The organism is Parajatrophihabitans canadensis, from assembly GCF_053764775.1.
Map to the genome: position 1 here is coordinate 3,612,521 of NZ_CM132445.1, position 24,779 is coordinate 3,637,299.

Here is a 24,779-nt window from a genome sequence, read left to right on the forward strand (position 1 = left end):
TCCACCTCCTCCCGGGCCCCGGCACGTCCTCAGGTTCTGCCGCGCCACGCCACAGTACGTCATGTCCGTTCGCGAAGCCGCACTGGTGTGCGCACCACCCCACATCAGTGACGCACTCAAATAGCGGCCCCGTCTCACCCTCGCGGCGATTGGCTATGACGACGACGGTGACGGATCGCCCCACGTCCTCGGGTGGCTATTTGATGCGCTGGCCGAGCTGCAATGTATAAGCGTGACGGTGACGACGACGGGCGCATCTGAGGTCCAGTAGCTGAACCTCAGATGCACCGCGCGGTAGAGCGTGCCATCGTATTCGACCTCAGCGCCGACGTAAGGCACTGTGACGTCTCGCAGTTCACCGAGCGCGCCGCCTTCGTCAAGCACGAACCTGACGACGGTGACCACGTTCGGATCATGCCACCGCGAAGCTAGCGGCGTACGACCGAGTAACGCTCGTTGTAGCGTGCCAGTGCCGCCGCATCACTTCGTCTCTCGTATTCGAGGATGTTGCGACGTTCGGCCGTTTCCTCCTTCCGCGCGACCTCGGCCGCCTCGGCTGCGGCCGCTTTGACTTCGGCGACGATGCCCGGCCGTGCCGCCTGCCATTCATCAAGCGACAGCTGAACCGGTCGTGCGTCGAGGTCGGCGATGAAGGCCTCAACGGTGTCGCTTGATCGTTCCCTGCCGAGGATGAGCCGGTGCGGCGCGGCGAAATGCAGTTCGGCCGGGTCGGCGTCGCGCTGGATCGGAACGAACCGATACTGCCGTAGCAATGTTGCGAGGTTCTGGACGTCATTGAGTCTCGCCGCTAGCTCGATCAGACGCCCCCGGTGGCCGGTGGGCTCGTCGGCTAGGGCGCGGCCCTCGTCAGCGATTGCTCGTGAATCGACGTCCAGCGCGGTTAGCAGGTCCGCTCCGGCCGCTAGATAGGTCGGCAGGATCGTCTGCTCGGCGACGGCTTGCGCTTGGCTCAGCATGGCTTCAACCTCGGCTGCAGCGGCGGCCTTTGTGGCCGCCTTGCCGGCTAGGCTCGCTGCCGCTGAGATGTCGAGTGTTCCGTCGGCGATCCGCGAGGCGAGTCCGCCGATTTCATCGCGAGGCTTACTTACTCGGTGCTCGGCGATCTTGTTGGCAAGATCGGCGGCGTTCGCTATGGCGCGACGGGGTTCGGCGAGCACGTCATCAGCCAGGCCGAGGTTTGCGAACAGCTCGTCAACACGATCGGCGATGGCACGGGTCGGGGCGTAGGTACGGTTCTGGGATTCAGGGATGCTCATGCGGGTGTGTCCTTTGCTCGTAGGGGATTGGGTTGTTGACTGGCCCCGGCCAGGACAGGCGGGGCTTGAACGCGCGGCGTCAGGACGCCGTCTCGCTCGACATAGACGATGTGTTTGTCTGGCCGTTTCCTCCACGCGATCGCGCCGAGGTCGACGTGTCGCTTGTACTCCAGGTGGCCGTTCAGATGCTGCTCGAAATCCCCCCGGCCACGTTCGTCAACGCGCAGGTTGATGGTCGGGAGGTAGCCCTTGTCGTCAATGAATTCGAAGGGGCTGGCCTTGAACCACTCGAAGCAGTGCTCGTCATGATCGGCGGGGTTATCGACGTCGTCCCAGTCGGGTCGAGACGGATGCAGGTGTACCCCTCCGATGACGGAGCCGTATTCGTTCAGCCCCTCCAGCCACTGTCCTAGGGACTCGTAGCTCTCCGCAAGTTCGGGAAGCAAGTGATCGAAGGCGCCGACAGCGACGAGACTATGCCTCGCCCACCACGGCCCGATCGAAAACTCGAACTCGCGTAGCGCGTGCTTGTTCTTCACGCCGTTCAGGTCGTTGACGGTGTATCCGAGGACGAGGCCGCCGCGCTTTGGCTCAACCAGCCACGCGGGCGTGGTCGCCGGAGCCCTAGCGGAGGCGGCCGCGACGGCGGACGTGTCCTTAATAGTCGAACGGTTCTTAAACCGTTCTTGACTATTTGGATTCACCTGGATGGATTGCTTTGATTCACCTGTATGGATTGCCTTGATCCGTTCGGGTGAATCGCTTTGCGGCGGGCTCTGAGTTGGAAGTGATTCACCTAGATGAATCGCTTCTGGTGCGGTGAGCATGTACTTCGATGCCTGACCTCGCCGCCGAATCTGCGCCAACGCCAACCAGCCCGACTCGATGAGGGAGGCGAGGTGTCGATGAACTGACGGCTGCGACATTGCCGTTTCGGCAGCGAGTGTTGCCTGTGAGGGCCAGGCGACGCCCGAGTTCGCTCTCATGTGAAACGACAGCCGCAGGCCGACGACCTTCGCCCCACTCAAAAGGTCGGGGCTGGCACATATCGCATTGCGCCACTGCCAGATATCGCCGCCCGTTAGCGGTTGGTGCTGAGCTTTCGCTGACGATGGTTCGGCGTCCTCGTCGCGAGTCCTTGCGGCTCCGTCTAGCAGTAGCGGGCTAGGCGGCTTGCTTGTCACTGATTGAGTCCTTTTCGTTGGCTTCATTCGTGGTCGGCAGGAGGCCGAGGCGCCTTAATGCGGCGATCGAGAACGCGGCGCGTGTCGGGCTGATTTGCAGGCTTGCTGCGATGCTCTCCAGCCGACGGGGAACGTAGCCGCGCCTGCCAATCTCGGCGGCGAGTCTGCACGTCGTCCCGTCGAGCTCCGGACGCGCCCTTGCGGCGAGGTACAGAGTCATAGCGGCGCTTGTCATGTGGTGCCGGTCATTCGTGAATCCTTCGGAAAGTATTGGATGTTGAGGGTTCGGCCTACGCGAACGTCGGCGCTGACGCTCCATAGGAGGTTAAGCCGGTTGACGTCGTAGTACCCGTAGCCGTGTCGCGGGTATCGGCGCTTCACGAATCCGTCCGGGCGGACGTCGACGAGTTCGCGCGTGGTCAGGCGGTCGAGGGCTGAGAACAGTTCGTCCTCGGTGTAGCCGAGACGGTGGGTCGCGTCCGCGAAGTCGATGAAGCCGTTGACGCCTTCACTGTCGGCTTCAAGTGCGATTGCCCTTTCAACTTCAGTTATTTCCGGGTCGGTTTTGATCCGATGCCGCCACAGTTTGCGCGCCGGAGGCTTGCCTCGTAGCGGCCGGGCGGAAACATGGGCCATCACGCGGCGACGCGAGGTGCTAGTAGGACCGTGAGTCGGGCGCGTTGTGCGTCTGACAGTTCGGGAGCCTCTGCGACCGCTCTTTCGATATACGCCGTCAATTCCGCTTCCCGAGAATGCACCGCGTTTAAACGCCTTCGTGGGCCGGGCGTGATGCTCTGCACCGGCCGTCGACGTTCGGCATGGTCGGCACAGCCGAACATTAGGTTGTCGTTGGACATGTGGTTTCCCTCTAACGGGCACGACCGCAGGCCTCATTGGAGACTCTTTGTCGTGTGCCTCGCCCTCCGGGCGGGGTATCTGATACGGGTTTGTTCGCCGCCTACAGTCGCGCAGGACTTACATTTCGTGCACGTTCAAGTTCCTGTGACTTCCTCGCAACAGCCGGTTTGAGCGCACTGCGGCATGCTCTATGCGCATGGCGTGGCTCTGCACGGAGTTGTGGGTCCTGTCGTCTCAGCGGTCGCTAGCGTTGCGCTCAATGACGCGGCCGAGACTTCGGGTTGCCGCTTAGATCGGTACTCGTATGTCCAGCCGCCCGCCCTCATTTCTTAGACTAGTTCGGTTTAGTGACGAATTCGTTGAGACGACAGCTCGCGCCATTCGACGTCCCGGCATATGTTTACTAGAGAAAGGCGACAGTAGCAAACAAAACGTCGGAAATCTTACGCTTCTGTAAGGGACAAATTCCGAGAACCCAATATATTCCGGGGTCATATCGCGTTGATGATGTTGGATGATCTTGCATACGTGTAACGCCTCGCGTTTAAACCTCAAGGCTCAGAAACCCCTTACGTTTAAACGCAAGAGGCGCCAAACGCGTGACGTTTAAACACCTTCAGACATGACACCTCACTTGGCATACGTGACAGGCGCGCGTTGGACGGTAGCTTAGTGGCCTGACCGCCAGACGCTCGTTCGGAGCGTCCGTACGAGGTTTTACTACGAATTCCCAACTGAGACCATGGCGCCTTGCCTATAAGCAAGGGCAAAGTCCATTGTCGCTGCAAGATGCAAGCATTCAGCGGGCCTATATAGCCCTCGACGAATTTCGCGCCCCTTGCTTATAAGCAAGGGGCGCGCGCTTCCGACGAAGAAACTTCAGGTCCAGTCGAATCTGATCGTTTCGGGATCGAATGCGCCCCGACCGACGCGACCCTTGTCAATCACGACCTTTACAAGGTCAGCCAGCACGGCGCGCTGGCGGTCGAGGGCCAGGGCCAGCCATGCCGCCCCCGGGTCGGTCGCTGTGACTACGGCCGCGAGGGCCGAGCCTTTGCCCGCAGCCGCAAGTTTCGACTCAACAGCAGCGAGGTCAGCCTCGATTCGTTGCGTTGCGACCTGCACCTGCCGCCCATTGAGCAACCCCGTCGCATAGTCATCGGCTAATCCGTCAAGCCGTGCCAGCAGGCCGACCTGTTCTTGACGTAACGCGCCGACGTCCGCGACCGCTTTAGATGCCTGTAATAGGTCGCGAACGTCGGCTCGGCGCAAACGCTCGGCTACTACTCGATAGACCACTTCCTCGGTCGGCTCGGCGTTGCGCTGCATATGCGCTCGTGCCCGGCAAACGTAGACACGCATACCCGTCCCGGTGTAGCTCGTTTTCGCCTTCGAGCCGCACCAGCATTCAAACAAGCCGCTCCCGAGGTACTTGCGCGCCTCCCTGCGCACCTTGCGGCCCGGGTCATTCAGCTTCGAATGCACAGCGGCGAAGGTTTCGACGGACACGAGTGGTTCCCATTCGCCGACGCCGACGCGCTCGCCCCGGTAGTACCGTTCGGAGATATACCGAGGGTTTGTGAGTACAACGCGTACGGCTCCGTCGTCCCACAGGTTCCCGCGCGCAGTTCGGTGCCCGTCGGCATTAAGTTGTTTCGCCGTTCCGATGATCGTCGCCCCGGCAAGGAAACCGGCATAGATAGCGCGGACGACGGCCGCCTCGGACGGATGAGGGTCGCCGTTCTGCAGGTAGCCGAACGCCCGTCGGGCAGGCGGCTTACCAGCCTCAGCGCGCTGCAATCCGGCCCGGCGTTGCCGTTCGGACTTCGCGTCAATCTCCGCGCGGCTCACGCCTGCCAGAAGGTCAGCGACGAGCCGACCGGACGCCGTCGACATGTCGATATCTGAACCTCGAACGAGCGCGACAGTGGTCCGCGCCTCCTGCCCCGCCTCGATCAGTCGCAGCGTATCTCTACGATTTCTGGAGAGCCGGTCCCATGCCCATGCGACGATGACGTCGACCTCTCCGTCGATCACTTGTTTGAGCATCGCTTCGAACCCCGGTCGCGACTTCGTCCCGGCAGCCGATAGGTCGTTATCGACGTGTTCGGCGACGACCCGGAGGTCGCGTAGCTTCGCTAACTGGCGAGCGTCGTCAAGCTGTCGATCCACTCCTGCCCGGTCGTTGTTTGCGTCCTTCGACAGGCGGGCATACAGCGCGGCACGGGCTCGATCGGCGGGCATCCCAGAAATACTAGTAGTTGACATGATCAGGTACTGCCGTGGTGGGGAACTTTGAGAATGTCTGCACGCACGTCGACCCCTCGGGCCAACAGGTCGTCCTGGGCGTCGAGCTCGGCATCACCTGGAAGCAGGATCGTTTTGCCATGGGTCACCGCCCGGATCACCAGCGAGGTATTGTTCGGGTCCGAACGCGAGCCGCTGAAAATGTGGGATGGCCCGAGAACCTCCATACGGACCAGATCTTTTCCCGATCCAACGTCGAGTTCGGCGCCGTCGCTGACACTGCTCAGCGCGACGCCATGACGGCGCAGGACGTCACTGGCGAGTCGATGCCCGTTGGCGGGCTCGGCGAGCGGTGAGGTCACAGCACGACCCACCTCGCGATCGTGCAGCACTCCGGCGATTCCTCCGACGTGATCGAGATGTGAATGGCTCAGTATCAATAGGGGGACGGAATGCACCCCCAGTTCGCGTAAGCATCGATCAACCGCGACCGGGTCCGGGCCGGCGTCGATGACAACTGCCGCTTGGTGTCCCGCCGAAATCACTAGCGCATCGCCCTGCCCGACATCACAGGCGACGATCAGCCAACCGGTCGGCGGCCACGTGATGACCAGTGATCGCACCGGTAACTGCACCAGCAAAGCGACGACGACAGCGATGGCAATGAGGTCCCGGAGATTCGGCCGGCGAGCAAGTATTGCCACGATGGTGCTCACGGCGATGAGAAGGGCCGCGCCAGTGACTCCGGACGGCCACGGCACGGAGGCACCCGACATCGATCCGAAGGTCTCGGCGACCCATACCAGCCAACGGCACGGCCAGCCGGCAATTTCAGCCAGCACCATTGCTACCGGCAGGCAGACCGGTGCTGCCAGGGCCGCGAGGACGCCGATCACCGTGGTCACAGCCACGACCGGTTCAGCGAGCATGTTTGCCGGTATCGCGACGAGGCTGAACGTCCCGCTGAGAGCTACCACGATTGGCGCTGTCACCAGATGAGCTGCGGCTGCTACCGCCAACGGTTCGGCAAATCCCGCGGGAACCCGATGTTCTTGAAGCCATGACACCCAGCCCGGCGCGACCAACAACAGCGCCGCCGTCGCGGCGACAGATAGCGAGAACCCGATGTCGGCTGCCAGGCTCGGCTGCCACAGAAGCAAGAGAAGCACCGAAGCCGCGAGAATGGGCATCGCCGATCGTTGGCGTCCGGCTGCGAGGCCGGCCAAGGCGATGCCTGCCATCACCGCCGCCCGGAGCACGCTCGGCGATGGCCGTGCGACGATCACGAAACCAACCAGCACGACACCGCCGATCGTCGCAATGGCTCTGGGAGATGCCCGAAATCGCCGCAGGACGTAGGCGACGGCGCCCACCAGGATCGAGCAGTTCGTCCCACTGACCGCCGTGAGATGGGTGAGCCCTGCCACCTTGAATCGCGCAGCCAGGACCGGGTCCAACTGACTCGTGTCGCCGTCGATCAAGCCTGGCAGCAGGCCGCGGGGCAATTCCGGCAACGGGCGGGCCGCGCGCTGCAGACCCGCGCGAATCGAGGACGCGCCGCGTTGCCACCACGGCGGTGCCCCCAGAAGCTCCAGATCACTACGTGCTGACAGTGTGGCGACGAGCAGATTCCCGGGCAGCGGAGGCGACAAGCCGGCATCAAGCCTCAGACGCTGGCCCGGCGCGATCTGGCGCCAAGCGTCCGACGGTCCGAGCAGGAGCACCGCTCCGCTGATCAGCGTCCGATGGCCCGCGATCTCGACCGCTGTCAACTTCGCCTCGACTGCGACCCGCGACGTGCCGTCCGGACCGTGTACGGCTAGCGAACGTGGGTCCGAGGTCACGATCACCTCGGCTGTCGCCTCCACCCGGCTGGCGGCCAGGTGGGCTAGCTGGCTATCCCGGGCGTCATGCAGGCGCACCGAGAGCGGCGCGAGGACTGTCGCCACAGCGCAAGCGATGAACGCAAGCGTGTAGAAGCTGCCACGGCCCCGCCCGAGCCGCATGAAGACCAAACCCGCTGCGCATGCGACCGCGGCGCCGATGGCGACGGCCTGGCTGCTCCGCGATAGACCCCATAAGACAGCGACCCAACCGGCGAGCGCCCCGCCTGCCAACCGAAGATCGGGGCGCCCTGCATTCGACGACGGCAGCTGAGACGACAGCAGCTCAGACGACGGCGGATGAGACGGCGGCGAAACAGACGACGGCGGATCAACCGATGGCGAATGATCTGCACGCACGCGCTCGACGCCGTCGAAGGGCTGGCCTCTCAAGATGAACATGGTCTAGGCGATCGCCGGCGAACCTTGTTAGTCTTGCGGCCATGTCGGCGTCGTTGTTGGCGGTCGTCGTGGATTGCCACGACCCGCGTCAGCTCGCACATTTCTGGGCTGCGGCATTGTCGCGTGAGATTTCCGAGCGCAACACAGATGAATTCCAGGTCAACGATCCGAAGGGCGGCACGACGTCGCTCTATTTCATGAAAGTGCCCGAAGCGAAGGTCACCAAGAACCGGCTTCATCTCGACATCAGTACTGATGGCTCGGTGGATGCCGAAGTGGAGCGCCTGATCGCATCGGCGCGAGCCTCATTGAGGTCCGCCAGGACCCGGACACCTTGGAAAATCCCGACTCGTGGACGGTTTTGGCTGATCCCGAAGGCAACGAATTCTGCGTCACCACTTCGAGTCTCACCGGGTGGGCCTGAGCAGGGGCGCTGGGGAAATCGCTCGATTGCGGTAGCCATTATCAAACCGTCACCAATGGCTTCAGGTCGGCATATTTCGAGTCACCGATACCGGTAACCGACCGCAGTTGGTCGACGCTGTCGAACCGACCATGTTGAGTCCGCCAGTCGACAATTCGCTGCGCGAGAACTGGGCCGACGCCTGGCAGGCTGTCGAGCTCGGAGACGCTGGCCGAATTCAGGTCGATCGGTCCAGCGGCGGCCACGCCGCTTGGGCTGGTGCCTGGCGTCGAGGAACGCGGCGAGCCATCGCCTGCGACGGCTTGTCCAGCGGTTTCGGGCGCGACCGGAATCGCTGGTACTCCGATCGCGATCTGCTCCCCGTCGAGCAATTTTCGCGCCAGGTTGACTCCCGTCAGATCGACGCCGGCGACAGCGCCGCCCGCGGCGGCAAGGGCGTCGACAACCCGCGCGCCGACAGCGAGCCGGTAGACGCCCGGTCGCCGCACCCTGCCGACGACATCGACGACCACGGCCACAGCAGCGCCTGCGGCGGCCGAGCCGGACGAAGGCAGCGGCAGCGGCGACATCAGCGAACCGCCAGGCACAACCTGGGCCGCCGACTTCGACGTACCTCGTGAGGGATTCGGTGAAATCTCACTCGCGTTCGCCAGCGGAGTGCCAACCGCGATTCTGCGGGGTTGCGAGGAGGCGACCCAGACGCCAGCCCCCAACATGGACGCAAGCGCCACGACGAGCATCGCCAGCACCGTTCGCCGACTGTGGTGCTGGCCGCTGCGTTGCCGGAATCGGGTAAGCGCTTCGGCAAGCAACACGGTGGCACCGCCGCTACCTTCTGCTCCCCGTTGCACCCGAATTACGTTAGGTTCGGCGCCCCCACAGCAGCCGACTACAACCCGATTGTGGACATCACCGGCGCCTGTGGATATGCCGAGTCAAACGCCACTACCGCGGTCGGGAGCCATATTGCGTCGCACGCCCACGGTAGGATCTGTTTTGACGAGCCCTCCGCGCATCCAAGTAATGCGGGTGCGCACCGTTGAGCCGTGCCAGCTTCGCTCGTGGCTGTTGTCGAGGCTGTTCACCGGCTGTCTTCAGCGATAGCGGAGGTACCCGCGTGCCGGGCCGGCACGTTCATCGGTGCAGAGCGAACGAGGTTGAGGATGACGCAGGTCGCTGAGCGGGTCAGCCCGCGATTCGACCCTCCTCCCCCGATATCAAGCTCCCGTCCGTGGGCGGCATGGTTTGCTGATTACGGTCACCTGCTTCTGGCTCTCATCGGCTCGGTCGGCTTCGTTCTGATCAAGCCGCCGGTCGCCGATCTACAGGCCGCTGATGCGCGTGCCGCAGCAGCTGCGCGGCACGTCGGCCTCGGCTATTGGCTTTCCTGGTTCGGCGGCTCGACTCCTGGCCAGTACTCGATCCTGACACCAGCGCTCGCATCAGTCCTCGGAGCGGCAGCGCTCGCCGGCCTGTCAGTGCTGGCAATCGCCCTGATGGCGCGCCCGCTGCTCGAAGGCACGCGTCGACCTCGGTCCGCGGCGTACCTCGTCGTTGCCTCGGCGCTCTGCAATCTGTGGTCAGGCCGTGTTCCGTTCTCGGTCGGCATAGCCGTGTCGCTACTCGGTCTACTCCTTTTGCTGCGGGGTCAACCGTTACTGGGCGGCATCGTCAACGGCCTCGCGACGCTATTTTCACCGCTGGCTCCAGCGTTCATCCTGCTAGCGCTGCTCGGCCCCGCGATCACCCGCCCGGGTTGGCGACCGAGCGCGATCCGCTTTGGAATTCCCAGTGTCGTCGGCCTGATCCTTCCCACAGTGCTGTTCGGGGCGCCCGCGCCGATGCCGTTCGCCTGGACCACGCTGGCCTGGTCCATCGGGATCATTGCCGCCGCCTTACTGCTTGACCTACCTAGCTACGTAAAGGTGGGTTTGTGGGCAGCCGCGGCAGCCTGCGTCGGTTCATTCGTCATACCGTCAGGTGTCGGTTCCAACATCAGTCGATTCTGCTTCTTGCTGCTGCCACCGATAATCTGGGCGGTGGCACGCAACCCGCGTCGGTTGATTGCACTCATGTTGCTGCCAGCGTTCGTATACAGCGGCTACCTCGTCGCGAGGGACATCAATGCGGCCTCGCAGCCAGCGGCCCAGCAGACTTATTACACGGGCTTGCAAGCTGAGCTAAGCACGCTGCCCGACTTGAACAATCACCGCGCCGAAGTCTTGGACACCGCGACCCACCGAGCCGCGGCCGAGCTCATTCCGACGGTTTACCTCGCCCGGGGATGGGAAACACAGAGCGATTCCAGCAACAACGCGATTTTCTACGATCCGGCGCATCTCAACGTGATCACCTATAGAGAATGGCTCGACCTCAACGCGGTGGCTTGGGTTGCCGTGCCCACTGCGCCGGGTGCCGGCTATCAGGCCGAAGCGGCCCTGATCAAGACCGGGCTTCCGTACCTGACCCAGATCTGGCAGGACCCGCAATGGACGCTCTATTCGGTGCAGAATCCTGAGCAGATGGTTCCGGCTCCTGCCAAGGTCGTGCAAGCAACCGAGACGCAGGTTGTCTTCGACATCGACGGGCCCGCCACTTTGACGCTGCGCTTCCGGCCTGCAAAGGGCATTCGAATCACAAGCCAGGACGGCCTCGCTGCGCCGGTCTGCCTCACTGCGCCCACGTCCGACGAGCTGCAAGCCACTTTCGTCCAATCAGGTCGATACGTCCTCACCTCGAGCTGGTCGGTGACCAGCACCATCAGCAAGACCGGATGCTGATCCACCCGTTGGACCAGCCAACTCCGCTCTGACCTGACAACGAGGTGCGGACCGGGATGTGCTGAGCGAGGCAACTATGGGCAGAATGTCGCTGTGACCATCCTTCGGCTGCTGTCCTACAACATCAGGTCGCTACGAGATGACGCCGAGGCGGTGTACCGCGTCATCAAGGACGCCTCACCGCACGTCGTCGCCATCCAGGAGGCACCGCGGTTTTTCCGCTGGCGCTCGACGGCGGCGAAGATCGCACGGCGCAGCGGGCTGGTGGTAGTGACGGGCGGCCGGACCGCGGCCGGCAATCTGTTGCTCAGCGGGCTGGAAGTAACCGTCGATCGTGCGACCGATGTCCTGTTCACCCGGGATCCAAAGTTGCATCAACGGGGAACTGCGTTGGCCGCGTTGACTCTCGGCGGCCGGCGTTTCGCCGTCGCCGGCACACATTTGGATCTTGCGGAGGAGCCACGCGTTCGACACGTCGCGGAACTACATCGAGCCGCAGACCGCTTCGAAGTGGCCGACTACCCGCTGATCGTCGCCGGCGACATGAACGACGATCCGGGGTCTCGGGTGTGGCAGGCACTCGGCGAACGAGGGGCCGACGCCTGGGCCACAGCAGGAACCGGCGATGGCATCACGTCCAGCGTCATCTTGCCTCGACGGCGCATCGATGCAGTCTTCGTCGATCCGCGGCTCAAGGTGCTTCAAACTTCTGTCATCAACACCGCCGACGTGCAAATCGCCAGCGACCATCGTCCGGTACTGGTTGAAATCGAACTTTAAAGCCGCAGGACTATCACACTGCCGACGGAGCTAAAGCCGCAGGACTATCACACTGCCGACGGAGCTAAAGCCGCCGGACTATCACACTGCCGACGGAGCTAAAGCCGCCGGACTACTACCCCTAGGAGACCGGGGCCTACATGTGCGCCCACCACGGCACCGACCTCGGACTCGTGAAAGTGTCGAATGTGCGGCACCTGTTCCTTGAGCTGGCCAGCGACCTCTGAGGCGCGATCCGGCGCTGCAAGGTGCTGAACGGCAAGGTCGACCTCGCGGCTACCCGCTGCATTCACAGCGATCGCCACCAGCCTCGCGATGGCCTTCGACGAGGTTCGGACCTTCTCCATCGGCAGGATTCGGCCGTCGACCAAATGCAACAGTGGCTTCATCGCGAGCGCCGTACCCAGCATCGCCGCCGCGGTGCCGATCCGGCCACCGCGATGCAACCACTCGAGAGAATCCACATAGAACAGCGCCGAACTATCGTCGATGCAGCTCGTAGCGGCCTGGGCAACCTCGGCCGCTGACCCGCCGGCCGCAGCCTTTTCCGCCGCTGCGATAACGGCAAAGCCGAGCGCCATCGCGGTGGCTCGCGAATCGACGACGGTGACCAGGCCCTTGTCGAACTCGGCGGCCGCCAGCCGAGCGGAATCGCAGGTGCCTGACAATTGCGCCGACAGGTGGACCGCAACCACCGCAGTCGCGCCCGCCTCGAATGCCGCCGCGAAGACCTTCACGAATTCCGCAGGCGCCGGCCTGGACGTCATGACCGATTTGTGTGCGCGAAGCGCTTCTGTGACGTCGGCGGGTGATACATCCACGCCTTCACGCCCTGAACGGGTGCCAAGGTCGATCTGCAACCCGACGACGCGCACGTCCAGAGCCTCGGCAATTCCGTCAGGCAGGTACGACGTCGAGTCAGTCACTACTACAACGCGCTGCGTGCTCGGCATGGCTTGAACGCTAGACGACGAAGTTGATCAGCCGGCCTGGAACGGCAACGACCCGCTTGGTCGGACGGCCGTCCAGCGCGGCAAGGACCTTTTCGTCTGCCCGCGCGGCCGCTTCCATCACCGAAACGTCGGCATCAGCCGGCAACTGAACCACCGCGCGGACCTTGCCATTGACCTGCACCGGCACCTCGATCGTGTCGTCAATCAGTAACGCCGGGTCAGCGACGGGGAAATCATTCCAGGCCAGAGACTCAGGGTGACCCAGCTTCGACCACAGCTCTTCGGCGACATGCGGGGCCAGCGGTGCGAGCATCAGCACCAGTGCCTCGGCCACCACTCGCGGCGTGCCACCGTTCGGGTAGGCCTGCGTAACGGCGTTGTTGAGTTCCGTTATGCGGGCGATCGAGGTGTTGAACCGCAAGGTTTCGTAGCCGTCTCGTACCGCGTGGATTGCCTTGTGCAGCAGACGATTCAAGTCCGCGGGTACGTCAACATCGGCGACGTGCACTATGCCGGTGCTTTCGTCCAGAACGATCCGCCAAATCCGTTGCAAGAGCCGGTACGGGCCGACGATCGCTTTGCTGTCCCACGGACGCGACTGTTCCAACGGGCCCGAGAACATCTCGAACAGCCTGAAGGTGTCGGTACCGAAATCTGCGACGAATTGATCAGGCGTGACAACGTTCTTGCGACTCTTGCCGATCTTGCCGAATTCTTGGGTAACCGGTTCACCCTCGAAGTAGAAACGCGCTGTGCCGTCCTCGATCACCTCGGTCACCGACTCGGCGTCGACCCAGAATCCGTCGGCGTTGGCGTAGGCCGGCAGCTGCAACATGCCCTGATTCACCAAGCGGTGAAAGGGTTCTGAGCTGGTCACGTGGCCGAGGTCGAAAAGAACCTTGTGCCAGAACCGCGCATAAAGCAGGTGCAGTACCGCGTGCTCGACCCCGCCGACGTAGAGATCGACGCCGCCTAGTGGGCGATTTGCGTCCGGGCCCATCCAGTACCGCTCGACCTCCGGCGCAACCATCGCGTCGGTGTTGTGCGGATCGAGATATCGCAGCTCATACCAACAAGAACCGGCCCAGTTGGGCATCGTGTTGGTTTCGCGGCGATAGGTCTTGAGTCCGTCACCCAGATCGAGTTCCACGTTCACCCAGTCGGTCAGTCGCCCGAGCGGCGGCTCCGGGATCGAGTCCGCGTCATCCGGCGGAAAGGACTTGGGTGAGAAGTCGTGTGTTTCGGGCAACAACAGCGGCAACATGTCGTCTGGCAAGGCAACCGGCTGCTCGTTCTCATCCCAGACGATCGGGAAAGGCTCGCCCCAATAGCGCTGCCGGCTGAACAGCCAGTCCCGGAGGCGGTACGTCGTCGCGCCGACCCCGGTGCCCTGCGCTTGCAGGTACTCGATGATGGCAGCCTTCGCTTCGCTCACGTCGAGGCCGTTCAGATTGACCTCGTCGTTGGCCGAATTGATAGCTGAGCCATCTCCGGTAAAGGCCTTTCCGCCGGCGCCTTCGAAACCCTCGGGCGGCTGGACCGTTCGCACGATCGGAAGGTCGAAGGCCTCCGCAAACTCGTAATCCCGCTCGTCCTGTGCCGGAACCGCCATAATCGCGCCGGTGCCGTACCCGGTCAGCACATAGTCGGCAATGAAGACCGGCAGCTCGGTACCGTTGACAGGGTTGATGGCAAAGGAGCCGGTGAAGACGCCGGTCTTCTCCCGATCTCCCTGACGATCCAATTCGGTCTTGCTCGCGGCTTGCGCCTTGTATGCAGACACGGCTTCGACGGGCGTGGCGAAACCGCCCGTCCACACCGGCTTGGTTGCGGCCGGCCACTGCGACGTTGTGAGTGCGTCAACCAGCGGGTGCTCCGGCGAAAGCACTACGTAGGTCGCGCCGAACAAGGTGTCAGGACGGGTCGTGAAGACCTGGATAGCCCCTGCTGATGAAGCGAAATCGACGTGCGCCCCCGTCGATCGACCGATCCAGTTCTTCTGCATGGTGCGGACTTTTTCGGGCCAGTCGATGTACTCGAGATCGTCGAGCAGTCTGTCCGCGTAAGACGTGATCCGCAGCATCCACTGCGCCAGCGGTCGCCGGAAGACCGGGAAGTTACCCCGTTCGGAACGACCATCGGCGGTGACCTCTTCGTTCGCCAACACCGTGCCAAGGCCGGGGCACCAGTTGACCGGCAGCTCCGAGACGTAGGCCAGTCGATGCCGATCGATAACCGTCCGGCGCTGGGCTGCGTCCAATTCCGACCATCCGACGCCGAAGTCGTTGGTGCCGGGATCAGGTGATCGATCGCCGGCGTCGAGCTCGACGATCAGGTCCTCGATCGGCCTGGCCCTACCCACGCCGTTATCGACCGACTGGTCGTAGAAGGAATTGAACAGTTGCAGGAAAATCCACTGTGTCCAACGATAGAAGTCGGGATCGCTCGTCGAGACGACGCGACGTTGATCGTGACCGAGGCCGAGTGCGCGCAACTGCTGTTTGAAGATCTCGATGTTGTTGTTGGTCGTCGTTGCCGGATGTTGCCCGGTCTGAATCGCGTACTGCTCCGCGGGTAGGCCGAAGGCATCAAAACCCATCGTGTGCAGCACGTTCTCACCTCGCATCCGCAAATAGCGGGCGTAAACGTCGGTGCCGATGTACCCCAGCGGATGCCCGACGTGCAGTCCCGCGCCGGACGGGTACGGAAACATGTCGAGGACGTAGGTGTGCGGCTTGTCGGCAACGGCATCGAAACCCTCACTGAGCTCGCCGGTTGGGTTCGGAGTGTTGAACGTTCCCTGAGTGGCCCACAACTCCTGCCACCGACCTTCCAGTTCCGTCGCCATCGTGGCGGTGTACCGGAACGGCGGGGTGTCGCTCGGCTGGGCGACCGAGCCCGTTTCGGGCACCGAATCAGTCACGGTGGAGGCGCTGTGATCGGTGTTGGCACTCATCTCGGAGCGATTCCCTTCGGTCGGTCTCGCGCAAATCGGTTCCTCGGCCTAGTAGGCCACCGAATGCGTAAACGTGCATCTGACATGCGAAGAGCCCCTGCGTGATCGCAGAGGCTCAGCCGCGCCCGTCCGGAATCGGACTAGCGCGGCTCGATAAGGAGCAAGCTCGAACGGCTCGATGGCCCGGATGAGCCCGAGTCAGATGCGGTGTTCACGCCTCGATACTACCTGCCGAGGCAACGATCAGGCATCGGCATCGGGTGCTTCGCTCTCGGGCAACAGCATGGGGATGACCGGGCCGGGCGGGCCGGCATTGTGCGCTCGTAGGATCCATCCAGAGCCCTCGTCACGCAGTTCGGTCCAGTGGCAGTTCGCCAACGGGCCGAGAATCGAGGGCGTCTGCGGCAGCCCGAGCAAGGCCGCGGACAGGCACATCGCCGTCGCGCCGTGGCTGACGAGAACCGCCAGTTCGACATCCGGAAGCTCCTCCACCAAGGACATCGCACGCTCGGCGACCTGCTGCCTGCTCTCCCCGCCGCGCCGCGTCACATCCCGGCCGGCGAGCCAATCGGCGAATTCTTCCGGGTAGCGCGCCTCGACCTCGTCCCGCGTGAGGCCCTCCCAGTGGCCAAGATTGCGCTCACGAAGGCGCTCGTCAACCTTGAAGTCGAGTCCAGCCAGAGACGCCACCTTGGCAGCGGTGTGCCGGGCGCGCTGCAAATCCGAGGACACCAAGATGTCTGGTTGCATCGCGGCGATCAGCCCCGCCACGTGAATGGCCTGCGCCTGGCCTACCTCGTCCAGGGGCGGATCGGCCTGACCCTGGTAGCGGCGTTGGGCATTCCAGGCTGTCCGCCCATGACGCAGGAGGACGATGCGGCGCCGCACTCAGTTCGTCCCTGGATCCTGAGCGTCAGCATCTGACCCCAGGGGCGTTGTCGACGTGATCGCCGTGGCCGGCCGCACGGGCGCATCGGCGTCGAAATCGAGCAACGGGCAGTCCTTCCAGAGCCGCTCGAGCGAGTAGAACACGCGTTCCTCAGCGTGCTGAACGTGCACGACTATCTCGGCGTAGTCCAGCAGAACCCAGCGCCCATCTCGCTTGCCTTCGCGGCGAAGTGGCTTCGCACCCGCACGCCTGAGCTGCTCTTCGACCTCATCGACAATGGCCTCAACCTGGCGCTCGTTGCTGCCGGTCGCGATGACAAAGACATCAGTGATCGCCAGCTTGTCACTGACGTCGATGAGCACGATGTCAGTCGCGAGTTTGTCCGAGGCGGCATGCCCGGCGATCCGGGCAAGCTCGGCTGCGGTGTCAGTTGCGGTCACGATCGCTCAGGCTACCTGCCGTAGCCGCGTTCACCCGCTTTGGCGGGCGGCCGGTCGTGCGAGACCGGCCCCCGCGCGGACGTGGCGGCACTACTCGACCAGTCGGATCACGCCGTAGTCATAGCCTTTACGGCGGTAGACGACACTCGCCCGGCCGCTATCGGCATCTGCGAAGAGATAGAAATCGTGGCCGACCAACTCCATCTCGAAGAGGGCCTGGTCGATCGTCATCGGTTTGGCCGGATGCTCCTTCTCGCGGACGACCTGGCCGGGGCCGTCGAATTGGCCACCGTCCTCGTCCTCGTCCTCAGCAACCGCGATTGAGGTGGTCGCCGAGCCAAGCAGTGCACCGGTTGCTGCTGCCACTGAGGTCGGCGAGTGCCGGCCGTAATGGACGCGCCGCCGGTCGGCAGCCTGTCTGAATTTGCGTTCCAGCCGCTCGCCCGCAATGTCCAGCGCCTTGTAGAAATCGGAGGCACATGCCTCCGCGCGAACCACCGGGCCACGCACGCGGCAGGTTATCTCGACCCGCTGGCAGATCTCGGATTGTCGGGGATTTTTTTCGTGTAGCAACTCGACGTCAACGCGGATTATCCGGTTGTCGTACCGCTCGATGCGCGATAATTTCTCAGCGACGTGCTGACGGTAGTGATCGGGAACCTCGACGTTTCGGCCCCTCACGACAATGTCCACGCAACCTCCAGGTGCTCGTTAGAAGCCTGCCGTTTGGCCGGACGAATCCGGGCAAACCGCGCGCTGGAGATAACGTCGAAACGCGGACCACAGTCGAGCGGTCCGCCAGCCGCGGTTGTCTCGCGCTGGCTCCTATCTCTGCTTGGTCATCGCAACGGTAGTCCGTCGAAGCCGGATCTGCACAGCGATTCCGGAAAGAATCGGACCAGCCCAGCCGGTGCGCCCCTTTCACTGCTCGTGTTCGCTCATGTTCGGCGCGTAGCCGGGAATCGTCGCCGCGTAGCCGCGATGACGGCCGCGCCGATCACCTGCCAGCCCGCATCACCCAGCGCCCTGCTGGCCTCGTTCAGCGTCGCGCCGGTCGTGACTATGTCATCGACGAGCAGGGCTGGCCGTCCCGCCCATCGAGGATCTGCCGGTGGTCGGGCGGTCAGCTGCCCGGTCAGGTTGGCTACCCGCTGCTTCTCCGACAGCCCAGCGGAATCTGCGACCGCTGCACCGACACAGAGCGGCCGAGCGACCTCAGCTGCAGTTTGTCGCGCGGCTCGAATCGTCAGGCGCAGCAGATGGTCACCGCCCCGGACCCGAGCAGCGGCCCGGGTCGAAGGAACTGGCACAAGTAAGGGCCGGATGTCGGCCGCAGCCCGTCCAAACTGGCGCTTCAGGCTCGCCGCGACCGCCGCCGCGAGCAGGTCGGCAAGCGCGGGGGCGAGCTGGCGATGACCGCGCTCCTTGTAGGCCAACAGCGCCGTCCGGGTGATGCCCTGGTACTCCTGCGCAGCGGAGACAGTCAACTCACCATGTTCGGTGATCGAGCATTGCGCGACTGGCAGGCAACGTCGACACCAAGCCTCGCCGGGCTGAGCACAGCCGACACAGGTGAGCGGCAGTGCCAAGTCCAGCACATCAGCCAGGAGTCGTCCGGCGGCGTTCATCACTGTCCGCATAGAGCAAGCGTGATCGTCAGCGAGCCGGTCCGGCGGCGATCGAGACAGCTTGTGGACAACGCCGGCGGTGGTGGAGGGGGCGACTTGCCGAACGCCCTACTGGGCGAACGCCCTACTGGGCGAATGTCGGCTGGCTCCCCCTGCTCGCCAGCGGTGTCCATTGCTGACCAGCCTGAATCCACACCGCTGCGGGGTCATCGGAGGAGACAGCGACCGGTTGACCAGGCGCGTCGGGCGCCGCAGCCACAGCCAGCAGACCACGTGGGAGGTCACCGCCGGTCGACATCGTCTCGCGTGCGTAGCCGTCGGACTGGATTTCCCATGCCTGAGCCGCATCCCCGGGGGTAGACGCGATCATTGCAAGGCTGGTCGCAGTCGTCCAAGCCACGTCATCGACACTCATATCGTTCGGCGTGATCTGCTGAAAGTTATCGAGTCCCGACGTAGTCGTAGTCTGGCTCAACGATCCGATCCACAGCGACTGGTGGCCACCCCCGCCCCGGGCGATCACCGCGACTCGGACCCCGTCCGGGCTGAAACGGATGACGTCTATCTTGCCGCCCGGTACGCCGCTCAAGGGCGCCGGCAGCGGGAACTCAGTGAACTTTTGATTCGCCCCGACTCGATAGATCGAGTCACCAACACCGACCCAGACGTTGGTGGTGCCCGGCTGCCACTCGGGCCTACCGATTGCGCCAGGCGGCAGGCGTACAGGCGCAAGCGCGGCGGAAGTTCCGATGAGCAAGCCCGCCGACCCGCGTCCGGCGATCTGCAGCGAGCCGTTCTCGGCGCGGCGCACTGCCACTGAGGTCAGATCGTAGGCCCCGTTCCCAACTGGCCCTGGCAACGGCTTGTTCGTCGTACCGTCAATCAAGCCACCGTCGAAAAGGTAGAAACTCTGCGCGCTATGCGTGGGCGAAGCGACCCCGATGGAGAAGTTCGAGGGCGAGAACACAGTTCCAACGAACGGCACATCCACGGGATTGCCCGAATCCAACAGTCTGAAGGTGGAGCTGAAGTTGAACTCACTGAAGGTGTTCGCAAGCTGCGTGGCCAACAACGTCTGGCTTTTGTCGTTCAATTGTGCTGAGCCGGGCAATTCGATGTCGACCGTGTCCTTCAAGGAGATTGATGGTGGGCGGCCATCGACCTGATCAGGCATCGCGCTCTTAACTGCCTGGCTCAGTTGCGGTTGCGGACCAGCGACCAGCTGAATCAAGACCCACTTGGCCAGCGCGCTCTGGTCGGTCAGGGCCGAATACCGGACATCAGGAACCAACTTCGTCTGCGCAGCATTGAAGAAATAGATCTTTTGAGCGTTGTACTTGGCGTCAAACGTCGTCCTCGTGATGATCACGCCATTCGGCGGTTCACTGATCCGCCACTGTCCGTTGACCTTGGCAAGAGTGAAGGTCTCGGTGCTGTTCAACGCGGTGCCGCTGCCGGTCAAGGTCGGCGCGTATACCCCGGCAGCGTCAAGCGAGCCGACCTGTTGATAGTTCACAACGACGCTCGAGGAGTCGGGTGCGTTCACGTTCTGAGCCTGCGCCTGAAAGTCCGCGACGATGGTCACGGACGTGTCTTGCCACTTGCTGCCCGCCTGAGTGGTCAAGAACTGCCGTGCGCCTGAGTGATTGGCGTCGGAGGAATTAGCAGTCGCGTTGAGAAAGCCGAGCACGATATCGCGTGGACCGGCGCCAGGAGTCGGCGCCACTTCGGGCGCAGTCGGGGTGGCGTTGCCACCAAGTGTTCGCACGACCTCCGGTCGGGACGACTGCGGAACGCCGGAGCAGCCCACCAGCAGGAAAACGGCCAGCACCACAAGGGCAACCAGATTCCGGCGAGGTTGCCCCGCACCGGCGGGTCGACCGACCTTCCGGCTGCGAAGTTGGCTGAGTCCGTCATGTGCCATCAGGCGTCCACCTCCGATGGGACGAGAGGCAAAGGCGAGCTGTCGAACGCTCCCCCGATCTCGCGGGGCAGGGTCAGCCGGAAGTTCGCGCCGTGGCCGCGCTCCCCCCATGCCTGCAACCAGCCGCCGTGCAAGCGCGCATCTTCAAGACTGATAGCCAATCCGAGGCCGGTGCCTCCGGTGAGGCGGCTACGGGACGGATCGCCGCGCCAGAATCGGTTGAAAACCAGACCAGCTTCGCCCGGGCGAAGGCCGATCCCGTGATCGCGCACGGTCGCGGCCACCGAGTGCTCGTCTGCGGCGACCCTGATCTCGACGGGCTTTCCCTCGGCGTGATCGAGGGCATTGGCGATGAGATTGCGCAGGATGCGCTCGACCCGGCGAGCATCGACCTGCACCATCATCGCAACACCCGAACCAAGGTCGAGCCGCAACTCGGTCGCGTGACGCTGGGCCAGAGATTCGCTGGCCGCAACCGCGCGCTCGACGATCCCTCCGAAGTCGATCCGCTCGGCCTCCAAGTGGGCAGCACCTGCGTCGTAACGAGAGATTTCCAGCAGGTCACCCAACAGATTCTCGAACCGGTCGAGCTCGCCGGTCAGCAACTCGGCAGACCTCGCAAGCTCGGGAGAGAACGTGCCCCGGCTGCCGTGCAGCAGTTCGGCGGCCATTCGGACGGTGGTCAACGGAGTTCGTAGTTCATGGGAAACATCAGAGGTGAACCGTTGCTGGAGGCGCGAAAGTTGCTCCAGCCGCTGGATCTGATGTTGCAGGCTGGTGGCCATGTCGTTGAAAGACATGGCCAACAAGGCGATATCGTCCTCGCCGGACACCTTCAGTCGCTGCGAGAGGTCACCGGCGGCAAGTCGCTCCGCGGTTTGCGCCGCGACTCGAACGGGTCGAACCACCTGCCTGGTCACGATGACCGCGATGATCGCGACTAGGAGGACGAGCAAGATGCCGGCAACCAGAGCGGTGCGCTGGACGAGATCGATGGTGTCCTGTTCAGCGGTCAACGGAAATCGGTAATAGAGCTCGAAGCGACCAGCCTTCGTGGTAACCGGCAGTCCCACGATGAGCCCTGCGACCGTGCGGTTGGTGCCCTCACTCACGGGCGCGTATTGCACCGCAATCACGTTGGTCTTGACCACTGCCCGCAGGTCGGCCGGAATGGCAGGTCCGCTGGCGAGCTCCTGGTCGACGGTCGCGTCAGGTGAGCGGACAGCGATTGTGAACAGGCCGGCGCTGTTGCCGGTGTTGCCAACGGTGTTGGTGCCGATCGAGGTCAGCTCCGTGGTCAGCAGATCAACCGCTCCACGAACACCGGTCACGTCGCCAGGAGTGATGTCTTTGAAGGCAGTACGGGCTGGGTCAAGTCCCGCACTGGCTTGTGCGACCGCCGCATCGCGCTTCGCCTTGAGGATGCCGGCACTGATCTGATCGATCAAGAAGAGACCGATCAACAAGACGATGAGACCGGTAACGGCCATCGTCGTCGCGGCAACGCGAAACTGCAGCGACCTACGCCAGGTTCTGCCCAACCGCCTGGCCTGCAAAGCGATCCAGCGTCCGACAACAGCAAGCGCGGCGCGGGCAGTCTCCAGCGCGCGCCGCCCGGTCATGGTGGTCCGGCTTTGTAACCGACGCCGCGAACGGTCAGCACTACCTCCGGACGCTCCGGATCGCGTTCGACCTTCGACCGCAAACGCTGGACATGGACGTTGACGAGCCTGGTGTCAGCAGCGTGACGATAGCCCCAGACCTGCTCGAGCAGGACCTCGCGGGTGAACACCTGGCGAGGCTTACGGGCCAGCGCTACCAGTAGGTCGAATTCCAGGGGGGTCAGCGAGATCTGGGCGCCGTCGCGGACGACCTGGTGCGCCGGGACGTCAATGCTGACCGGCGAGTCTGGTGGGCCGATCATGAGCGTCTCGCCGCCAGTGTCTTCGTGCCGGCGCAGCCGAGCGCGCATCCGAGCGATGAGTTCCTTCGGCTTGAACGGCTTCACGACATAGTCGTCGGCCCCGGATTCGAGACCGAGCACGATGTCGACCGTGTCGCTCTTGGCAGTAAGCATGATGATCGGAGTGCCCGACTCGGCACGAATTGCACGGCACACGTCGATCCCGCTGACGCCGGGAAGCATCAGATCGAGCAGCACGATATCGGGTTTGACCTCCCGAAAGGCGGCCAGTGCCCGCGAACCGTCCGGAACGAATGCCGGCTCGAATCCATCGGACCGAAGCACGATGCCGAGCATCTCGGCGAGTGAGGAGTCATCATCGACTACCAGAACGCGGGGCTTCATGACTCCATCGTGGCATCTTTGCGCAGCGAAGGGCTGCAGGGTGAGCGATCAGGATCGTCGTGGCTCGTCTCGACCGCTAACAAGTCCCCCGACGTCATCTGAATAGCGTAACGCTCGGCAGCACCTGGCTGCCGAGCGTTACACGATTCTGAGTGACTGCCTAGTAAGGAGTGAGTGCCTAGTAGCGGTAGTGCTCCGGCTTGTACGGTCCGGTCACGTCGACGCCGATGTACTCGGCTTGCTCCTTGGTGAGCTCGGTGAGCGTGGCGCCGACCGCAGCAAGGTGCAGCCGTGCGACCTTCTCGTCGAGGTGCTTCGGCAGCACAAACACGTTGTTGCCGGTCGAACTGCCGTCGCTCTCGCTGGCGCTGTAGGCGTCCTTGTTGGTGTGCAGCTCGATCTGGGCAATCGTCTGGTTGGAGAACGACGCGCTCATCACGAAGCTGGGGTGGCCGGTCGCGTTGCCGAGGTTCAGCAGCCGTCCCTCGCTCAGCACGATGATGGAGTGCGCAGCTTGGGTGCCGCGGGCGGGGAACTTCCACTCGTGGACCTGCGGCTTGACCTCGACCTTTTCGATACCGGGGATCCGTGCCAGGCCGGCCATGTCGATCTCGTTGTCGAAGTGGCCGATGTTGCCGACGATCGCGTTGTGCTTCATCTTCGACATGTGCTCGGCCATGATGATGTCTTTGTTGCCGGTCGTGGTGACGAAGATGTCGGCGCGCTCGACCACATCCTCGAGTCGGACGACGTCCAAGCCCTCCATCGCTGCCTGCAGTGCGCAGATCGGGTCGACTTCGGTGACGACTACCCGTGCACCCTGGCCGCGTAACGACTCTACTGAGCCCTTGCCGACGTCGCCGTAGCCACAGATCACCGCAAGCTTGCCCGCGATCATCACGTCGGTGGCGCGGTTGATGCCGTCGATGAGGGAGTGCCGGCAGCCGTACTTGTTGTCGAACTTGCTCTTGGTAACCGAGTCGTTGACGTTGATGGCCGGGAACAGCAACGTGCCCGCCTTGGCGAACTCGTACAACCGATGGACACCCGTCGTGGTCTCTTCGGTGACGCCGATGATCGACTGCGACATCTTGGTGTACTTGCTCGGAGTTGCGGCAACGCTGCGACGCAGGGTCTCCAGGATGATCTTGTATTCATCGGAATCGTTGACGTCAGCAGACGGAACGACGCCAGCAGCTTCGTACTCGACGCCCATGTGGATCAGCAGGGTCGCGTCGCCGCCGTCATCGACGATCGAGTCCGGGCCGGTACCGTCCGGCCAGGTGAGCATCTGCTCGGTGCACCACCAGTACTCCTCCAGCGTCTCGCCCTTCCAGGCGAAGACCGGAATGCCCTGTGGATTCTCCGGCGTTCCGTCCCGGCCCACGACGATTGCCGCGGCCGCGTGATCCTGGGTCGAGAAAATGTTGCAGCTGACCCAGCGGACGTCGGCACCAAGGGCCGCGAGCGTCTCGATCAGTACCGCGGTCTGGGTCGTCATGTGCAGCGAACCGGCGACCTTCTTGCCGGCCAGGGGTTTGCTGTCGCCAAACTCCTTGCGCAGGGCCATCAGACCCGGCATCTCGACCTCGGCAAGCTCGATCTCTTTGCGGCCGTATGCGGCCAGGGTCAGGTCGGCAACCTTGAAGTCGCTGACCGAGCCCGCGCTATCGGGCGTGAGAGTGATGCTCACTTTTTCTCCTCTGGTTGTGGTGCGGGTAGGTGTGCCGGCGCTGATTTGTCCTGCGGTGCCGGGCTTCTCGTAGGCGGCGAACGTTGGAAAGTCCTGCTCGTCGAGCGCGAGCCGGCGGTAGCGATCTGAAACCGGCGACGGCTGCGCTCGGTG

At 63.5% G+C, this 24,779-nt stretch carries 20 protein-coding genes and 1 pseudogene; 3 read left to right on the forward strand and 18 right to left on the reverse strand.

What is annotated here, in order from left to right; all coding sequences use genetic code 11:
* Nucleotides 1-153: 153 nt before the first annotated feature.
* The 7 genes from ACSMXN_RS17435 to ACSMXN_RS17465 form a co-directional block, all read right to left on the reverse strand.
* Entirely contained in the window at nt 154-405 is a 252-nt protein-coding gene (locus tag ACSMXN_RS17435; protein WP_022913083.1) for a hypothetical protein, read from the reverse strand.
* A gap of 23 nt (nt 406-428) precedes the next feature.
* Entirely contained in the window at nt 429-1,277 is an 849-nt protein-coding gene (locus tag ACSMXN_RS17440; RefSeq protein ID WP_022913084.1) for a hypothetical protein, read from the reverse strand.
* Nucleotides 1,274-2,461: a helix-turn-helix domain-containing protein gene (locus ACSMXN_RS17445; RefSeq protein ID WP_022913085.1), complete on the reverse strand. Its 1,188-nt coding sequence runs from the start codon at nt 2,459-2,461 to the stop codon at nt 1,274-1,276. Before ACSMXN_RS17445 ends, ACSMXN_RS17440 begins: the two co-directional genes overlap by 4 nt.
* The gene (locus ACSMXN_RS17450; RefSeq protein ID WP_022913086.1) at nt 2,442-2,696 is read right to left on the reverse strand and encodes a hypothetical protein; all 255 of its coding nucleotides are present in this window, start codon (nt 2,694-2,696) and stop codon (nt 2,442-2,444) included. Before ACSMXN_RS17450 ends, ACSMXN_RS17445 begins: the two co-directional genes overlap by 20 nt.
* Nucleotides 2,693-3,100, reverse strand: a complete 408-nt coding sequence (locus ACSMXN_RS17455) for a hypothetical protein (protein ID WP_155958346.1) — start codon at nt 3,098-3,100, stop codon at nt 2,693-2,695. The genes ACSMXN_RS17450 and ACSMXN_RS17455 overlap by 4 nt, the downstream gene beginning before the upstream one ends.
* Before the next feature lie 1,098 nt (nt 3,101-4,198).
* The gene (locus ACSMXN_RS17460) at nt 4,199-5,563 is read right to left on the reverse strand and encodes a recombinase family protein (RefSeq protein ID WP_022913088.1); all 1,365 of its coding nucleotides are present in this window, start codon (nt 5,561-5,563) and stop codon (nt 4,199-4,201) included.
* A 26-nt stretch (nt 5,564-5,589) separates the two neighbouring features.
* Nucleotides 5,590-7,851, reverse strand: a complete 2,262-nt coding sequence (locus ACSMXN_RS17465; protein WP_022913089.1) for a ComEC/Rec2 family competence protein — start codon at nt 7,849-7,851, stop codon at nt 5,590-5,592.
* Nucleotides 7,852-7,892: 41 nt separating this feature from the next.
* Between ACSMXN_RS17465 and ACSMXN_RS17470 the strand changes: the two are divergent.
* Nucleotides 7,893-8,275, forward strand: a pseudogene (locus ACSMXN_RS17470) (VOC family protein).
* Between the two features lie 41 nt (nt 8,276-8,316).
* On the opposite strand, the gene ACSMXN_RS17475 reads toward ACSMXN_RS17470, so the two are convergent.
* The gene (locus ACSMXN_RS17475) at nt 8,317-9,126 is read right to left on the reverse strand and encodes a helix-hairpin-helix domain-containing protein (RefSeq protein ID WP_022913091.1); all 810 of its coding nucleotides are present in this window, start codon (nt 9,124-9,126) and stop codon (nt 8,317-8,319) included.
* A 195-nt stretch (nt 9,127-9,321) separates the two neighbouring features.
* Between ACSMXN_RS17475 and ACSMXN_RS17480 the strand changes: the two genes are divergently transcribed.
* Together ACSMXN_RS17480 and ACSMXN_RS17485 are read left to right on the forward strand one after the other, a co-directional pair.
* On the forward strand, nt 9,322-11,055 hold the full coding sequence (locus tag ACSMXN_RS17480; protein WP_155958347.1) for a hypothetical protein: 1,734 nt from the start codon (nt 9,322-9,324) through the stop codon (nt 11,053-11,055).
* Between the two features lie 93 nt (nt 11,056-11,148).
* Nucleotides 11,149-11,835 (forward strand): endonuclease/exonuclease/phosphatase family protein, encoded by a 687-nt coding sequence (locus tag ACSMXN_RS17485; RefSeq protein WP_022913093.1) that lies wholly within the window; start codon nt 11,149-11,151, stop codon nt 11,833-11,835.
* Between the two features lie 98 nt (nt 11,836-11,933).
* Here the strand turns inward: ACSMXN_RS17485 and ACSMXN_RS17490 are convergent, their stop codons facing one another.
* The 10 genes from ACSMXN_RS17490 to ahcY all read right to left on the reverse strand — a co-directional run bounded on the left by ACSMXN_RS17490 (nt 11,934) and on the right by ahcY (nt 24,620).
* The gene (locus tag ACSMXN_RS17490) at nt 11,934-12,788 is read right to left on the reverse strand and encodes a DegV family protein (RefSeq protein WP_022913094.1); all 855 of its coding nucleotides are present in this window, start codon (nt 12,786-12,788) and stop codon (nt 11,934-11,936) included.
* 10 nt (nt 12,789-12,798) lie between these two features.
* A complete protein-coding gene (gene leuS / locus ACSMXN_RS17495) occupies nt 12,799-15,744 on the reverse strand; it encodes a leucine--tRNA ligase (protein WP_022913095.1) in 2,946 nt (981 codons plus the stop codon).
* A gap of 243 nt (nt 15,745-15,987) precedes the next feature.
* A complete protein-coding gene (locus tag ACSMXN_RS17500; RefSeq protein ID WP_022913096.1) occupies nt 15,988-16,632 on the reverse strand; it encodes a histidine phosphatase family protein in 645 nt (214 codons plus the stop codon).
* Nucleotides 16,633-17,073, reverse strand: a complete 441-nt coding sequence (gene rsfS / locus ACSMXN_RS17505; RefSeq protein WP_022913097.1) for a ribosome silencing factor — start codon at nt 17,071-17,073, stop codon at nt 16,633-16,635. It lies immediately after the preceding gene.
* Between the two features lie 90 nt (nt 17,074-17,163).
* The gene (hpf, locus tag ACSMXN_RS17510) at nt 17,164-17,766 is read right to left on the reverse strand and encodes a ribosome hibernation-promoting factor, HPF/YfiA family (RefSeq protein ID WP_022913098.1); all 603 of its coding nucleotides are present in this window, start codon (nt 17,764-17,766) and stop codon (nt 17,164-17,166) included.
* A gap of 245 nt (nt 17,767-18,011) precedes the next feature.
* Nucleotides 18,012-18,713, reverse strand: coding sequence for a phosphoribosyltransferase family protein (locus ACSMXN_RS17515; RefSeq protein WP_022913099.1), 702 nt, complete (start codon nt 18,711-18,713; stop codon nt 18,012-18,014).
* 112 nt (nt 18,714-18,825) lie between these two features.
* Nucleotides 18,826-20,625 carry an LpqB family beta-propeller domain-containing protein gene (locus tag ACSMXN_RS17520; RefSeq protein WP_022913100.1) on the reverse strand — a complete coding sequence of 600 codons (1,800 nt, stop codon included), beginning with the start codon at nt 20,623-20,625 and terminating at the stop codon, nt 18,826-18,828.
* Nucleotides 20,625-22,247 carry an MtrAB system histidine kinase MtrB gene (gene mtrB, locus ACSMXN_RS17525; RefSeq protein WP_022913101.1) on the reverse strand — a complete coding sequence of 541 codons (1,623 nt, stop codon included), beginning with the start codon at nt 22,245-22,247 and terminating at the stop codon, nt 20,625-20,627. Before mtrB ends, ACSMXN_RS17520 begins: the two co-directional genes overlap by 1 nt.
* Nucleotides 22,244-22,933 carry an MtrAB system response regulator MtrA gene (gene mtrA, locus ACSMXN_RS17530; protein WP_022913102.1) on the reverse strand — a complete coding sequence of 230 codons (690 nt, stop codon included), beginning with the start codon at nt 22,931-22,933 and terminating at the stop codon, nt 22,244-22,246. Before mtrA ends, mtrB begins: the two co-directional genes overlap by 4 nt.
* A 178-nt stretch (nt 22,934-23,111) precedes the next feature.
* Nucleotides 23,112-24,620 carry an adenosylhomocysteinase gene (gene ahcY / locus ACSMXN_RS17535; protein WP_027139388.1) on the reverse strand — a complete coding sequence of 503 codons (1,509 nt, stop codon included), beginning with the start codon at nt 24,618-24,620 and terminating at the stop codon, nt 23,112-23,114.
* Between the last annotated feature and the right edge of the window lie 159 nt (nt 24,621-24,779).